12 protein-coding genes are annotated in these 13,951 nt (G+C 64.1%); 10 read left to right on the forward strand and 2 right to left on the reverse strand.

What is annotated here, in order from left to right; translation table 11 throughout:
* From lpxD to rnhB, 5 genes are all read left to right on the forward strand, one after another.
* A complete protein-coding gene (gene lpxD / locus ACYVB7_RS12705) occupies positions 1–1,029 on the forward strand; it encodes a UDP-3-O-(3-hydroxymyristoyl)glucosamine N-acyltransferase (RefSeq protein WP_460508356.1) in 1,029 nt (342 codons plus the stop codon).
* Positions 1,026–1,466 carry a 3-hydroxyacyl-ACP dehydratase FabZ gene (gene fabZ / locus ACYVB7_RS12710; protein ID WP_460508164.1) on the forward strand — a complete coding sequence of 147 codons (441 nt, stop codon included), beginning with the start codon at positions 1,026–1,028 and terminating at the stop codon, positions 1,464–1,466. The genes lpxD and fabZ overlap by 4 nt, the downstream gene beginning before the upstream one ends.
* A 2-nt stretch (positions 1,467–1,468) precedes the next feature.
* A complete protein-coding gene (gene lpxA, locus ACYVB7_RS12715) occupies positions 1,469–2,263 on the forward strand; it encodes an acyl-ACP--UDP-N-acetylglucosamine O-acyltransferase (protein ID WP_460508166.1) in 795 nt (264 codons plus the stop codon).
* A gap of 66 nt (positions 2,264–2,329) precedes the next feature.
* The gene (gene lpxB / locus ACYVB7_RS12720) at positions 2,330–3,553 is read left to right on the forward strand and encodes a lipid-A-disaccharide synthase (RefSeq protein ID WP_460508168.1); all 1,224 of its coding nucleotides are present in this window, start codon (positions 2,330–2,332) and stop codon (positions 3,551–3,553) included.
* A gap of 101 nt (positions 3,554–3,654) precedes the next feature.
* Complete coding sequence (gene rnhB, locus ACYVB7_RS12725) at positions 3,655–4,245, forward strand: ribonuclease HII (protein WP_460508358.1); 591 nt, start codon at positions 3,655–3,657, stop codon at positions 4,243–4,245.
* A 22-nt stretch (positions 4,246–4,267) separates the two neighbouring features.
* On the opposite strand, the gene ACYVB7_RS12730 is transcribed toward rnhB, so the two are convergent.
* Positions 4,268–5,830, reverse strand: a complete 1,563-nt coding sequence (locus ACYVB7_RS12730) for a methyl-accepting chemotaxis protein (protein WP_460508170.1) — start codon at positions 5,828–5,830, stop codon at positions 4,268–4,270.
* Between the two features lie 2 nt (positions 5,831–5,832).
* A complete protein-coding gene (locus ACYVB7_RS12735; RefSeq protein ID WP_460508172.1) occupies positions 5,833–6,768 on the reverse strand; it encodes a cytochrome-c peroxidase in 936 nt (311 codons plus the stop codon).
* Positions 6,769–7,016: 248 nt separating this feature from the next.
* Between ACYVB7_RS12735 and ACYVB7_RS12740 the strand changes: the two genes are divergently transcribed.
* From ACYVB7_RS12740 to carB, 5 genes are all read left to right on the forward strand, one after another.
* A complete protein-coding gene (locus ACYVB7_RS12740; RefSeq protein WP_460508175.1) occupies positions 7,017–7,796 on the forward strand; it encodes a TrmH family RNA methyltransferase in 780 nt (259 codons plus the stop codon).
* Positions 7,793–8,476, forward strand: coding sequence for an Lcl C-terminal domain-containing protein (locus tag ACYVB7_RS12745; protein ID WP_460508176.1), 684 nt, complete (start codon positions 7,793–7,795; stop codon positions 8,474–8,476). Before ACYVB7_RS12740 ends, ACYVB7_RS12745 begins: the two co-directional genes overlap by 4 nt.
* A gap of 182 nt (positions 8,477–8,658) precedes the next feature.
* Positions 8,659–9,813 carry a carbamoyl-phosphate synthase small subunit gene (carA, locus tag ACYVB7_RS12750; protein WP_460508179.1) on the forward strand — a complete coding sequence of 385 codons (1,155 nt, stop codon included), beginning with the start codon at positions 8,659–8,661 and terminating at the stop codon, positions 9,811–9,813.
* 19 nt (positions 9,814–9,832) lie between these two features.
* Positions 9,833–10,480, forward strand: coding sequence for a leucine efflux protein (gene leuE / locus ACYVB7_RS12755; protein ID WP_460508181.1), 648 nt, complete (start codon positions 9,833–9,835; stop codon positions 10,478–10,480).
* Between the two features lie 51 nt (positions 10,481–10,531).
* A complete protein-coding gene (gene carB, locus ACYVB7_RS12760; protein WP_460508183.1) occupies positions 10,532–13,801 on the forward strand; it encodes a carbamoyl phosphate synthase large subunit in 3,270 nt (1,089 codons plus the stop codon).
* Positions 13,802–13,951 lie beyond the last annotated feature (150 nt).

The raw sequence follows: 13,951 nt of genomic DNA on the forward strand, positions 1-13,951 counted from the left end.
GTGTCGCATCGGCTGAGCGCGATCACATCCGCGCTGGGGGGGCAGTTGCACGGTGCTGACGGCATGGTGCAGCGCTTGGCCCCCTTGGAGACGGCCACCGAGACGGATTTGGCATTTGTCAGCCACGCCCGGTACGCCAAACTGCTGGAGACCACGCGGGCAGGGGCGTTGATCGTGCCCCCCGCGTTGGCCGCCCAAGCCTTGGCCCGCGGCTCCTGCATTGTCACCGATGATGTTTACCACTATTTCGCCTTGCTCACGCAATGGTGGAAAAGGGGCAGTGCTCCTGAGATTGGAGCATCTGTCCACCCATCGGCCTGCATAGACCCTTCGGCCCAGCTGGGGCAGGGCGTTCGCATCGGGCCGTTTGTGGTGGTGGGTGCCCATGCCGTGGTGGGGGATGGTGTTCGCCTGGACGCCCATGTGGTGCTGGAAGACGGCGCTCAGGTGGGCGCACAGTCACACCTTCATGCACGGGTGGTGCTGGGCGAACGTTGTCGCGTGGGCCAGCGCTGCATCTTGCACAGTGGCGTGGTGATCGGGGCCGATGGTTTTGGCTTTGCGCCGCACCAGGGCACCTGGGTCAAGATCGAGCAACTGGGCGCGGTGCGCATTGGCGACGATGTGGAACTGGGCGCGAACACCTGCGTGGACCGCGGGGCGCTGGACGACACCGTCATTGAAGACGGTGTCAAGCTCGACAACCTGGTGCAGATCGGTCACAACGTGCACGTGGGTGCCCACACCGCCATGGCCGGGTGTGCCGGGGTGGCGGGCAGCGCCCGCATTGGTGCGCACTGCACGGTGGGCGGTGGTGCGGTGGTGTTGGGCCACCTGGAGCTGGCCGACCATGTGCATGTGTCTGCCGCCAGCGTGGTGATGCGTTCGCTGCGCAAGGCCGGTCAATACAGCGGCGTGTTCCCCATCGACGACAATGCCGCCTGGGAAAAAAACGCAGCCACGCTGAGGCAATTGCATGCCTTGCGTGAGCGCATCAAGCAACTCGAAAAAAGAAACCAACAACCATGATGGACATCCACCAAATCCTCAAGCAACTGCCCCACCGTTACCCCATTTTGCTGGTGGACCGGGTGCTGGAGGTTGAAAAAGGCAAGCGCATCAAGGCGCTGAAAAACGTGTCCATCAACGAGCCGTTTTTCATGGGGCACTTCCCCCACCGCCCGGTCATGCCCGGCGTGTTGATGCTGGAAGCCCTGGCCCAGGCTGCAGCCCTGCTGGCCTTTGACACCCAGGGCATCACGCCCGACGACAAAACCGTGTACTACTTTGCCGGCATCGACGGGGCCCGCTTCAAGCGCCCGGTGGAACCGGGTGACCAGCTGGTGCTGGAGGTGGAGATCCTGCGGGTGAAAGCGGGCATCTTCAAGTTCAAGGCGCAGGCGTCGGTCGATGGCGAAGTGGCCACCGAAGCCGAGCTGATGTGCACCATGCGCACCATCGCTTGATCGTGAACCTCATCCACCCCACCGCCGTCATTGACCCCAAGGCCGAGCTGGACTCGTCCGTCAGCGTCGGCCCGTACACGGTCATCGGCCCCCACGTCAAGATCGGGGCGGGCACCACCGTGGGTCCGCACAGCGTCATTGAGGGGCACACCACCATCGGCTGCGACAACCGGATTTTCCAGTTCGTGTCGCTCGGAGCGATCAACCAGGACAAGAAGTACGCGGGGGAACCCTGCGAGTTGCTCATTGGCGACCGCAACACCATCCGCGAGTTCAGCACCTACCACATCGGCACGGTGCAGGGCGGTGGTGTCACCCGCTTGGGCAACGACAACTGGATGATGGCCTACACCCACCTGGCGCACGACTGCCTGGTGGGCAACCACACCATTTTTGCCAACAACACACAGCTGGCCGGGCATGTGGAGGTGGGCGACTGGGTCATTTTTGGCGGCTTCACCGTGGTGCACCAGTTTGTGCGCATTGGTGCCCACGCCATGACGGCCATGTGTTCGCTGCTGTTTGCCGACGTGCCCCCGTTTGTCATGTGCCAGGGGCAACCGGCGGCAGGCCGTTCCATGAACTTTGAAGGCTTGCGCCGCCGCGGGTTTTCGGCCGAGCGCATTGGCGCGGTGAAGGCCATGCACAAGGCGTTGTACCGCGACGAGCTGACCCTGGCCCAGGCGCGGGATGCCATTGCAGCCCTGCCCGAGCGCTTCCCCGAAGCCGCGCCTGACGTGCAGAGCATGTGCACGTTCCTGGATGGGGTGTCGGCCCAGCGCGGCATCGTGCGCTGACGGTGGGCCGCCTGAGCTGATCCACGCCGGTGTTGCGTCTGACTGTTCCCGGCATACGCTGTTGTCATGAGTTCTCTGTCTCTTTCTTCTGCGGCTTCAACGTCGGCGCCTGACTTGGTGTGGGTGGCGGGCGAAGCCTCGGGCGACCTGCTGGGCGCCGTGGTGTTGCGGGGGCTGCGAACACGCCATCCTGAATGGACCTCGGCGGGCATTGGCGGCCCCCAACTGCTGGCCCAGGGGTTCGACGCCTGGTGGCCCAGCGACAAGCTGGCGGTGCGGGGTTACGTGGAGGTGCTGCGGCACTACCGCGAGATTGTGGGCATTCGCGAACAGCTCAAACAACGCCTGCTGGCCGCCCCGCCCCGCGTGTTTGTGGGGGTGGATGCCCCCGACTTCAATCTGGACCTGGAAGCCGCGCTGCGGGCGCAGGGCATTCCCACCGTGCACCTGGTGTGTCCGTCCATCTGGGCGTGGCGGCCCGAGCGGGTGAGCAAGCTCAAGGCCAGTGTGGACCACGTGTTGTGCATCTTCCCGTTTGAGCCGGAACTGCTGGCCCAGCATGGCATTGCGTCCACCTACATCGGTCACCCGCTGGCCCCATTGATTCCCATGGCCCCCGACCGGGCCGCCGCCCGCACGGCCTTGGGTTTGCCTGCCGACGCACCCGTGGTGGCGCTGCTGCCAGGCAGCCGACGCTCTGAGGTGGACTACCTGGCTTCAAGGTTTTTTGACGCTGCAGCGCTTGTTCTGAAAGCGCAGCCTGCTACACATTTTGTATTGCCCACCTTGCCCGCCTTGCGGACCACCGTCGAAGCCAAGCTGCACGCCCTGGGCCGCCAAAGCGCCGTGGGCCGTGCGTTGCAGGGGCGGGTCACGGTGTGCAATGGCCAGTCGCACGCGGCCTTGGCCGCTTGCGACGTGACGCTGATTGCCAGCGGCACCGCCACGCTGGAGGCGGCGCTGTTCAAGCGCCCCATGGTCATTGCCTACAACATGAACTGGTTGAGCTGGCAAATCATGCGCCGCAAGAAACTCCAACCCTGGGTGGGGCTGCCCAACATCCTGTGCCGTGACTTTGTGGTGCCCGAGCTGTTGCAAGACCAGGCCACGCCCCAGGCCCTGGCCGATCAGGTGCTGGCGTGGTTCCGCCAGCCCGAGCGGGTGGCCGCGGTGCAACAACGTTTTACCGCCTTGCACCACACGCTGATGCGCGACACCGAAGCCCTGGCGGCGGACGCCATCGAGCGCTGCATGCGCCCCGCGTCCCCCGCGGTGGGAGGGATGGCGTGAGCGCCGCCCGACCCACGGCGGCGCAGAAAGGGCGCGCTGCTGCAGGCAAATCTCGCCCCAAGCGCAAGCCCCGCGCCCAGGCTGAACCTGTTCAAACCCCCTTGTGCTGGGATGTCCCGGGTCTGTTGGCCGGGGTGGACGAAGCCGGACGTGGACCGCTGGCCGGACCGGTGGTGGCCGCCGCCGTCATCCTGGACGACCACAACCCCATTGCTGGCTTGGCCGATTCCAAGAAGCTGACGGCGGCGCGCCGGGATGCCTTGTTCGACGAGATTCGAGCCAAGGCCCTGTGCTGCTCGGTGGCCCAGGCGTCGGTGGATGAAATCGACCGCCTCAACATCCTGCAAGCCACCCTGCTGGCCATGCAACGCGCGGTGGAGGGCTTGCGCCTCAAGCCGCACAAGGTGCTGGTGGATGGCAACCGCCTGCCGCGCCTGGACGTGCTGGCCGAAGCCATCGTCAAAGGCGACGACAAGGTGCCTGCCATTTCCGCCGCCTCCATCCTGGCCAAGGTCACCCGCGACCGCATGCTGCTGGAGCTGGACCAAGCCCATCCGGGCTACGGCTTTGCCCGCCACAAGGGGTATGGAACGGCCGAGCACCTGGAAGCCCTTGCCCAGCTGGGGGCCACGCCCCACCACCGGCGCTCGTTTGCGCCGGTGGCCTGGGTCATTGACCGCCCCCCGCAGTGAGCATCCGGGGCGTGGGGCGTCGTCACACGGCGTGCTGATCCGCGGGGGCTTCGGTTCGCGAAGGGGTGCGCGCCACTTTGAAGAATGTCATGGCTTGGGCCAGTTGTTGCCCGTGCGCCTTCAGGGTCGTGGCTGCTGCGGCACTTTGCACCGCCAATTCGGCGTTTTGTTGGGTGGCTCGATCCAGGTCGAACATCGACCGACTGACCTGTTCCACTTCGGTGCTTTGTTCGATGCTGGCATTGCGAATCTCGGCCATGACATGGTTCACCCGCTCGATGGCCTGGACCACATCCTCCATGGTGCGTCCAGCCTGGTCGATCAGGGTGCTTCCTGCATCCACCCGCTCGACGCTGGAGTTGATGAGTGCACTGATCTCTCGGGCGGCTGCAGCGGAACGTTGCGCCAAGTTGCGCACCTCTGAGGCCACCACCGCAAACCCCCGGCCTTGTTCGCCCGCACGAGCCGCTTCAACAGCGGCGTTGAGGGCCAGGATGTTGGTCTGAAAGGCAATGCCGTCAATCACACCGATGATGTCGGCAATCTTCCGCGCACTGCCATTGATCTCCTGCATCATGACCACTGCTTGCCCCACCACGGCTCCCCCTCGGGTTGCCACGGTGCTGGCCTGATGGGCCAATTCGCTGGCCTGGGCGGCACTGTCGGCATTGCGTTTGACGGTGGTGCCCAGCTCTTTCACGGTGGCCGCCGTTTGCTCCAATGACGCGGCTTGCTGTTCGGCGCGCTGACTTTGCTGGGTGTTGTCTGTCGCAATTTCGGTGGACCCCAGGGCGATCCGTTGGCTGACATCAATGACCCGCAGCACGGTGTTTTCCAGCGACGACTGCATTCGAGCCATGGCGGCAATCACGCTGCCAGGAGACTGTTCTTTGGCCGCAATGTGCAAGGTCAAGTCGCCATCGGCCACGGCATTGGCCACCCTCACCACCTCCCGGACATCGGCGCCCAACTGGCGGTGCAGGCTTTTGAGGGTGTGCCAGCCCAGAGAGACACCCAGCGCAATGGCCAGAACCAGATCACCCAGGGTCCACCGTGTGGCGCTGTCGGCCATGGCATGGCTGGCGGCCACGGTTGAGGCGGTCCATTCGGCACTGCGGCTGACCAGAGCGGAGACTTCGGCATCCAGTTCGTCTCGCGAAGCGTTGATCAGGTGGTAGGACGGGATGTCGGTGGCGCTGTCCGCGGCCACATGGCGGGACGCCAACGCCAGCCAAGTGTTGACCTTGTCGGAAACACTCTGGGTGTCACGCTGAAGGTCGGCGGGTGCTGTGGTCTGCAAGGCCTGCATGGACTCACGCAGCAGCTGCGCTTGGCGGTTGAAGTGCGTGCGCTGTGTGGCGGCGCTGTCGGCATCATCAAAGGCCATGGCGTTCTTCAGGGCTTGTTCGGTGCTCAGGAAGGCTGCCCAGAGCCGATGGCTGTCGTTGGACAGGTGGCCGCTGGCCACCACGTCGTCGGTGGCGGACGACAGTCTGGAGACTTGGTACAGCGATTGGGCACCCTGTACCGCCAGCAGAGCGAGCAGAATGCCAATGCTCAGGTAGATTCGTTGGACAAAGTTCATGTTCAGTGCGAGGGCAAGTTGGGCATGGTCAGGGTGGCCTGTGGGCTGGAGAGGCTGCGCAAGAACGCCACCAAATCCCCAGTCTCCTGTGCAGTCAGTTCAATGGGCTTCATCAGCGGCGAACGAGATGGGCGTGCTTGACCACCCGTGACGTAGTGCGCAACGACGGCCTCCAAAGAGCCCACTTGACCGTGATGCATGTAGGGTGCACGTGCAGCAATTTCCCTCAGTCCAGGTGTTTTGAACGCGTGCAAGTCCTTTGCATCTTGGCTGACGTTCATGCGGCCTTTGTCTTCGGTGTCCAAACCAATGTCGTGAAACTGGTGATCGGTGAAGTTCCAGCCTGTGTGGCAGCTGGCACATTGGGCCTTTCCGGTGAACAAGGCAAAACCACGCTTGACCTCCGCGCTGACCGCCTTGGCGTCTCCCCGAGCCCAACGGTCAAACGGGGTGTCCCCTGTGACGATGGTCCGTTCGTACGTGGCCAGGGCCTTGAGCAGGGTGGTTTCAGACAACCCGTCTTGTGGGAACGCTTTTGAAAATGCGGATACGTAGCCATTCACCTGCTTCAGGCGGGCGACGGCGGTGGGCAGTGGCAAGTCCATTTCAACCGGCGCTTCAATGGGGCCGCGGGCCTGAGCTTCGAGTGAAGGGGCGCGGCCATCCCAGAAGAATTGCTTGCCCCACGCCAAGTTCAGCACGGTCGGGGCATGGCGACCGAGCGGCTTGCCTCCGGCTCCAATGGCCGTGGCAAAGGGGACTTCCCAGCCAAAACTGGGATTGTGGCAACTGGCGCAGCTGAGGTTCTTGTCCCGAGACAGCCGAGGGTCAAAAAACAGCATCTTGCCCAACGCGGCCTTTTCCGGGGTGTAGGGGTTGTCTTTGGGGAACGGGATGGAGTCGGGTCGGCGGTACGCCTGACGTTGGGCGTCGGTCATGTCTTGCGCCCAAGCAGAGGTGGCCAACCCACCTTGCAGCGCAATCCAACCCGACAAAATGACATGAAAGGCCCTGAATGAGAAATGCATGCTGAATGGTTGAGCAAAAAAATGACGGAAGTCTAAACATGATCCAACCGCCAGCCATTGGGTGTTACCCCGCCCCGAACGCGCACGTTCCGACTGAGCCGCTTTCTGTGCGGGGATGTGATGTGTGGCTTTGAATAGGAACGACAATCCCTTTCCATATGTCTTCCCATGCTTCGGAACCCCAATTCATCACCTCCCGCGACAACCCGCTGATCAAGCGCCTGCGCCAGCTTTCGCGCGACAGCACGGCCTACCGCAAGCTGGGCCAGGTGTGGTTGGAAGGCGATCACCTGGGGCGTGCTCTGTTGCAGCGGGGCGTGCAGCCCGCGGTGGTGGTGGTTTGTGAGTCAAAATGGCCTCTGCCGCTTGATGTTATTGGTGATCGTGCTACCAAAACAGTGCTGATCCCCGATGCCTTGATGGGCGAGCTGACGGCGCTGGAATCCGCCACGTCCTTGGGTTTTGTGGTCGATCTGCCTGTCATGCCCTCCTTGGACGTGAATGCCCCCACCGTGGTGCTGGACCGCGTGCAGGACGCGGGCAACGTCGGCTCCATCTTGCGCAGTGCGGGGGCCTTCGGGTTCAAGCAGGTGGTGGCGCTCAAAGGCACGGCGGCGCTGTGGTCCACCAAGGTGGTCCGGGCGGGCATGGGGGCGCATTTCGGGCTCCACCTGCTGGAAGGGCTGGAAGCCGATGCCCTGTCCGCACTCCAAGTGCCCTTGGTGGTGACCAGTTCCCATCAGGGGGATTGGGTGCACCACGCCCGCCTGCCGTGGCCCTGCGCGTGGGTCATGGGGCACGAAGGGCAGGGCGTGGGCCCCGAGCTGATGGCCAGGGCCCAGCACCACATCCGCATTGCCCAGCCCGGGGGTGAAGAATCCCTCAACGTGGCCGCCGCCGCGGCCATCTGCCTGCACGCCAGTGCCCCCAAACCATGAACCCCTTGCTGCTCACCCCGGTTGTTCGGTTTCACCGTCGGGACCTTGGCCTGGTTTGTGTGCTGGTGTGGGGGGGCAGCGTGGGGTTGCAGGCCTGGGCAGCCGATCCGGGTGGGGCGGCTGTGGCGGAGAAGGTCGCCAATGCCCCGGCACCGGCCCGGTTTGAGGTGTTGGGTGACGGTCAGGAGTTGCTGGACCGCCGTGCCAAGCTGGTGTGGCGACGCTGTGTGGAGGGCATGCGCTGGACCGGTGCCACCTGCTGGGGTTTTCCGGATCGGCTGGACTTCCAGTCAGCCCAGGCCCGTGCGGCACGGGAGGCCAAGGCATCCGGGCTGAAATGGCGTTTACCGCACATCCCTGAGTTGCGGCTCATCATGCTCAAACCCGAGAGCACCGAAGTCAAAAGCGGGCCCGATCGGGGCAAACGTGCCCCCTGGGTGGATGCGCAGTGGTTCCCGGGCACGCCCGCCGAATGGCATTGGACGGCATCGTCCTCCATCCTTGGCGGCAATGTGAACATGTACAACTACGGCAACATCATGTCGGGCACCACGCCGACCAACGTCAACCGGGTGTCGCCCCGGTCGGGCTGGGCCTTGAGCTTCGCCACCGGCGAGCCGGCCGGAGATGTCAACAAGCAGAACGAACTCGTGGTGAGGCTGGTCAGGCCTGCTCCATGATGGGGCGGAAGCTATAATCAGCAGGTTTACCCGCAACCCGCTAAGCGCCCCTGCTGCGGTCGGTTCAGCCGTCACTCCCTTGTCCTTTTCGCACTTGTTCGCTGCCCGCGCTGTCAGAGCCGGGGGCGGCTTGAACGCACCAGGAAGAGGGGCTTCAGGGGTGCAGCCAACAGGAGAATCCCGTGCATCCCGTCCTTCCAAAAGCCATTCTCGCTCTGGCAGACGGCACGGTCTTTACTGGTCAGTCCATCGGTGCCCCCGGCCAGACCGTGGGCGAGGTGGTGTTCAACACCGCCATCACCGGCTACCAGGAAATCCTCACCGACCCCAGCTACTGCCAGCAGATCGTCACCCTGACGTATCCGCACATCGGCAACTACGGGGTCAATGAAGAAGATGTCGAGGCGCGCAAGGTGTTTGCCGCCGGCCTGATCATCAAAGACCTGCCCCTGCTGTCCTCCAATTTCCGCAAGACCCTCACGCTGTCCGACTACCTCCAGCGCGAGAACACCGTGGCCATCGCCGGGCTGGACACCCGTGCACTCACCCGCCGTTTGCGCACCCATGGCGCACAGAACGGCTGCATCCTGGCGCTGGCCGAGGGTGAAGCCGTGACCGACGAAGCCAAGGCCCGCGCCGTGGCCGCTGCCCAGGCTGCGCCCAGCATGGCCGGTCTGGACCTGGCCAAGGTGGTGTCAGGCGCCCAAGGCTACGACTGGACCCAGACCGAATGGAAACTGGGCACGGGTTATGGTAAGCAATCCGCCCCCCGTTTCCACGTGGTGGCCTATGACTTCGGTGTGAAGTACAACATCCTGCGCATGCTGGCCGAACGTGGCTGCAAGGTGACCGTGGTGCCCGCTCAGACCCCCGCCGCTGAGGTGCTCAAGCACCAGCCCGACGGGGTGTTCCTGTCCAACGGCCCTGGGGACCCGGAGCCTTGCGACTACGCCATTGCCGCGGCGGCCGAGCTCATCGAAACCGGCATTCCCACCTTTGGCATCTGCCTGGGGCACCAGATCATGGCGCTGGCCAGCGGGGCCAAGACCTTCAAGATGAAGTTCGGCCACCACGGGGCCAACCACCCGGTCAAGGACCTGGACACGGGCCGCGTCAGCATCACCAGCCAGAACCACGGGTTTGCGGTGGACGAAAAGACCTTGCCCGCCAACCTGCGCCCCACGCACGTGAGCCTGTTCGATGGCACGCTGCAAGGCCTGGCCCGCACCGACAAGCCTGCGTTCTGCTTCCAGGGCCACCCGGAAGCCTCGCCGGGGCCGCACGACATCGCCTACCTGTTCGACCGTTTCATCGGTCTGATGGAAAAGGCCCGCTGAGCCCCAGGATCGCAGCACCATGTTTGGCATCACCGACCTCACCACCTATGTGCTGGGCACGATCTTCATCGTGCTGCTGCCGGGGCCCAACTCCATGTACGTGCTGTCCGTGGCGTCACGCCACGGCGTGGCGCAGGGGTACCGGGCGGCCAGTGGGGTGTTTGTGGGTGACACCATCCTGATGGTGCTGTCCGCGGCCGGCCTGGCCTCGGTGCTGGCGGCCACGCCCTGGCTGTTCATGCTGGTCAAGTACGCCGGTGCCATCTACCTGGGGTGGTTGGGCCTGTCCATGCTGCGCAGTGCATGGCTCTCGTGGCGTGGCAAGGCTCCTGCGGTAACCGCCGCTGTGGCGCATCCGGTGGCCACGCGCCCGTTCCAACGGGCCATGTCCATCAGCCTGCTCAACCCCAAGGCCATCTTTTTCTTCATCTCGTTTTTTGTGCAGTTTGTTGATGCAGCTTATGAGCATCCGGCCCTGAGCTTTCTGGTGCTCGGTGTCATTGCGCAGTTCTTCAGTCTGCTGTACCTCAGCGCCTTGATTTTTGCCGGGAACCAGCTGGCCGCGGTGTTTCGCACCCGCCGACGCCTGTCGGCCCTGCTGAACGCCTCGGTGGGCTGCCTGTTCGTGGGTTTCGGGCTGCGTCTGGCCCGTGCCACCACGCCCTGACCCACGGTTTGCCCCCACGCTGCACGAGAACCTCTTTCACACATCGTCACCATGCCCAAGCGTCTAGACCTGAAAAGCATCCTCATCATCGGGGCCGGCCCCATCATCATCGGCCAGGCCTGTGAGTTCGATTACTCCGGCGTTCAGGCCTGCAAGGCGCTGCGCGAGGAGGGCTACAAGGTCATCCTGATCAACAGCAATCCGGCCACGATCATGACCGACCCCGCCACGGCGGACGTGACCTACATCGAGCCCATCACCTGGCAGACGGTCGAGAAGATCATCGCCAAGGAGCGCCCCGACGCCATCCTGCCCACCATGGGTGGCCAGACCGCGCTGAACTGCGCCCTGGACCTGTGGCACCACGGCGTGCTGGACAAGTACAAGGTGGAGCTGATCGGTGCCACGCCCGAAGCCATCGACAAGGCCGAGGACCGCCTGAAGTTCAAGGACGCCATGACCAAGATCGGTCTGGGTTCCGCCCGTTCCGGCATTGCCCACAGCATGGACGAAGCCTGGGCGGTGCAAAAGGCCGTGGGTTTCCCCACCGTGATCCGCCCCAGCTTCACGCTGGGGGGCACGGGCGGCGGCATTGCCTACAACCCCGAAGAATTCGAGACCATCTGCAAGCGCGGCCTGGAAGCCTCGCCGACCAACGAGCTGCTCATCGAAGAGTCGCTGCTGGGCTGGAAAGAGTACGAGATGGAGGTGGTGCGCGACAAGGCGGACAACTGCATCATCATCTGCTCGATCGAGAACCTGGACCCCATGGGGGTGCACACCGGTGACTCGATCACCGTGGCCCCGGCCCAGACGCTGACCGACAAGGAATACCAGATCATGCGCAACGCCAGTTTGGCGGTGCTGCGCGAGATCGGGGTGGACACGGGCGGCTCCAACGTGCAGTTCTCGGTCAACCCCAAGGACGGTCGCATGATCGTCATCGAGATGAACCCCCGCGTGTCGCGTTCGTCGGCACTGGCCTCCAAGGCCACGGGCTTCCCCATCGCCAAGGTGGCGGCCAAGCTGGCCGTGGGTTACACACTGGACGAGCTGCGCAACGAAATCACCGGCGGTGCCACACCCGCCAGTTTCGAACCCAGCATCGACTACGTGGTCACCAAGATCCCGCGTTTTGCGTTTGAAAAATTCCCCGCCGCCGACAGCCGCCTGACCACGCAGATGAAGAGCGTGGGCGAGGTCATGGCCATGGGCCGCACCTTCCAGGAAAGCTTCCAGAAGGCCTTGCGCGGCCTGGAAGTGGGCGTGGACGGCATGAACGAAAAAACCCAGGACCGCGAAATCCTGGAGCGCGAGCTGGGCGAGCCCGGCCCCGAGCGCATCTGGTACGTGGGCGATGCCTTTGCCGCCGGCTGGTCGCTGGACGAAGTGCACGACATCACCAAGATCGACAAGTGGTTTCTGGTGCAGATCGAAGACATCGTCAAGAACGAACTGGCGCTGGACAAGCTCACCGCCGAAAAGGGCACCGGTGCCCTGGCCAGCCTGAGTGCTGACGAGTTGCGTGCGCTCAAGAAGAAAGGTTTTTCCGACCGCCGCCTGGCCAAGCTGCTGGGCACCACCGACACCGCCGTGCGCGAAGCCCGCCGTGCGCTGAATGTGCGTCCGGTCTACAAGCGGGTGGACACCTGTGCCGCCGAGTTCGCCACCAACACCGCCTACATGTACTCCACCTACGAGGAAGAGTGCGAGGCCGACCCGTCGGACAAGAAAAAGATCATGGTGCTGGGCGGTGGCCCCAACCGCATCGGCCAGGGCATTGAGTTCGACTACTGCTGTGTGCACGCCGCGCTGGCCATGCGCGAAGACGGGTACGAGACCATCATGGTCAACTGCAACCCGGAAACCGTGTCCACCGACTACGACACCTCCGACCGCCTGTACTTCGAGCCGCTGACGCTGGAAGACGTGCTGGAAATCGTGGACAAGGAAAAGCCCACCGGCGTCATCGTGCAGTACGGTGGCCAGACCCCGCTGAAACTGGCGCTGGGCCTGGAAGCCAATGGCGTGCCCATCATCGGCACCAGCCCCGACATGATCGACGCGGCTGAAGACCGTGAGCGTTTCTCCGCTCTGCTGCGCGAGTTGAATCTGAAGCAGCCCCCCAACGCCACCGCCCGCACCGAGGCCGAGGCCCTGGAAAAGGCCGCTTCGCTGGGTTACCCCTTGGTGGTGCGCCCCAGCTACGTGCTGGGTGGCCGGGCCATGGAAATCGTGCACGAACAGCGCGACCTGGAACGCTACATGCGCGAGGCCGTCAAGGTCAGCAACGACAGCCCGGTGCTGCTGGACCGTTTCCTGAACGACGCCATCGAATGTGACGTGGACTGCCTGCGCGACAACGCCGGGCAGACGCTGATCGGTGGGGTCATGGAGCACATCGAACAAGCGGGCGTCCACTCGGGCGACTCCGCCTGCTCGCTGCCCCCCTACAGCCTGAGCGCGGCCACCGTGGTCGAGCTCAAGCGCCAGTCCGCCGCCATGGCGGGTGCGCTGAATGTGGTGGGTCTGATGAACGTGCAGTTCGCCATTCAGCAGATCGACGGCCAGGACATCATCTACGTGCTGGAGGTCAACCCCCGCGCCAGCCGCACCGTGCCCTATGTGTCCAAGGCCACCGGTATCCAGCTGGCCAAGGTGGCGGCGCGTTGCATGGCCGGTCAGACACTGGCCAGCCAGGGCATGACGAAGGAAGTCACGCCGCCGTACTACAGCGTGAAGGAAGCGGTGTTCCCCTTCGTCAAGTTCCCGGGTGTGGACACCATCCTGGGCCCCGAGATGAAGTCCACCGGCGAGGTGATGGGCGTGGGCAAGACCTTTGGCGAAGCCTTCGTCAAGAGCCAGATGGGCGCGGGCACCAAGCTGCCCCGGCCTGTCAAGGCCGATGGCAGCTCAGCGGGCAAGGTGTTCCTGTCGGTCAAGAACAGCGACAAGCCCCGCGCCGTGGAAGTCGCCCGTGGCTTGGCCGCACTGGGCTTTGACCTGGTGGCCACCAAGGGCACGGCGGCCGCCATTGCCGCTGCTGGGGTGGCCGTGACCACGGTCAACAAGGTGACCGAAGGCCGTCCGCACATCGTGGACATGATCAAGAACGACGAAATCGCCATGGTCATCAACACCGTGGAAGAGCGTCGCAACGCCATCGCCGACTCGCGCCACATCCGCACGTCGGCACTGCTGGCCCGCGTGACCACCTTCACCACCATTGCCGGCGCTGAGGCCGCGGTGGAAGGCATGAAGGTCATGGACCAACTGGACGTGATTTCCGTGCAGGAAATGCACGCCCAATTGACCGCGTGATTTGACCGCCTGACCGTTCCAACCTCGAGCAAGGAGCGCCTTGCCGGGGTTTCGGTGCATAATCTTTCGCAACGCCGCCGACCGGAAACGATCGGCGGTTTGCTTTTTACCGGGGCTGTTTTCTGGCCCCTTTGTTTTGGAGACTCCCTC

It is taken from the genome of Hydrogenophaga soli (assembly GCF_054777695.1).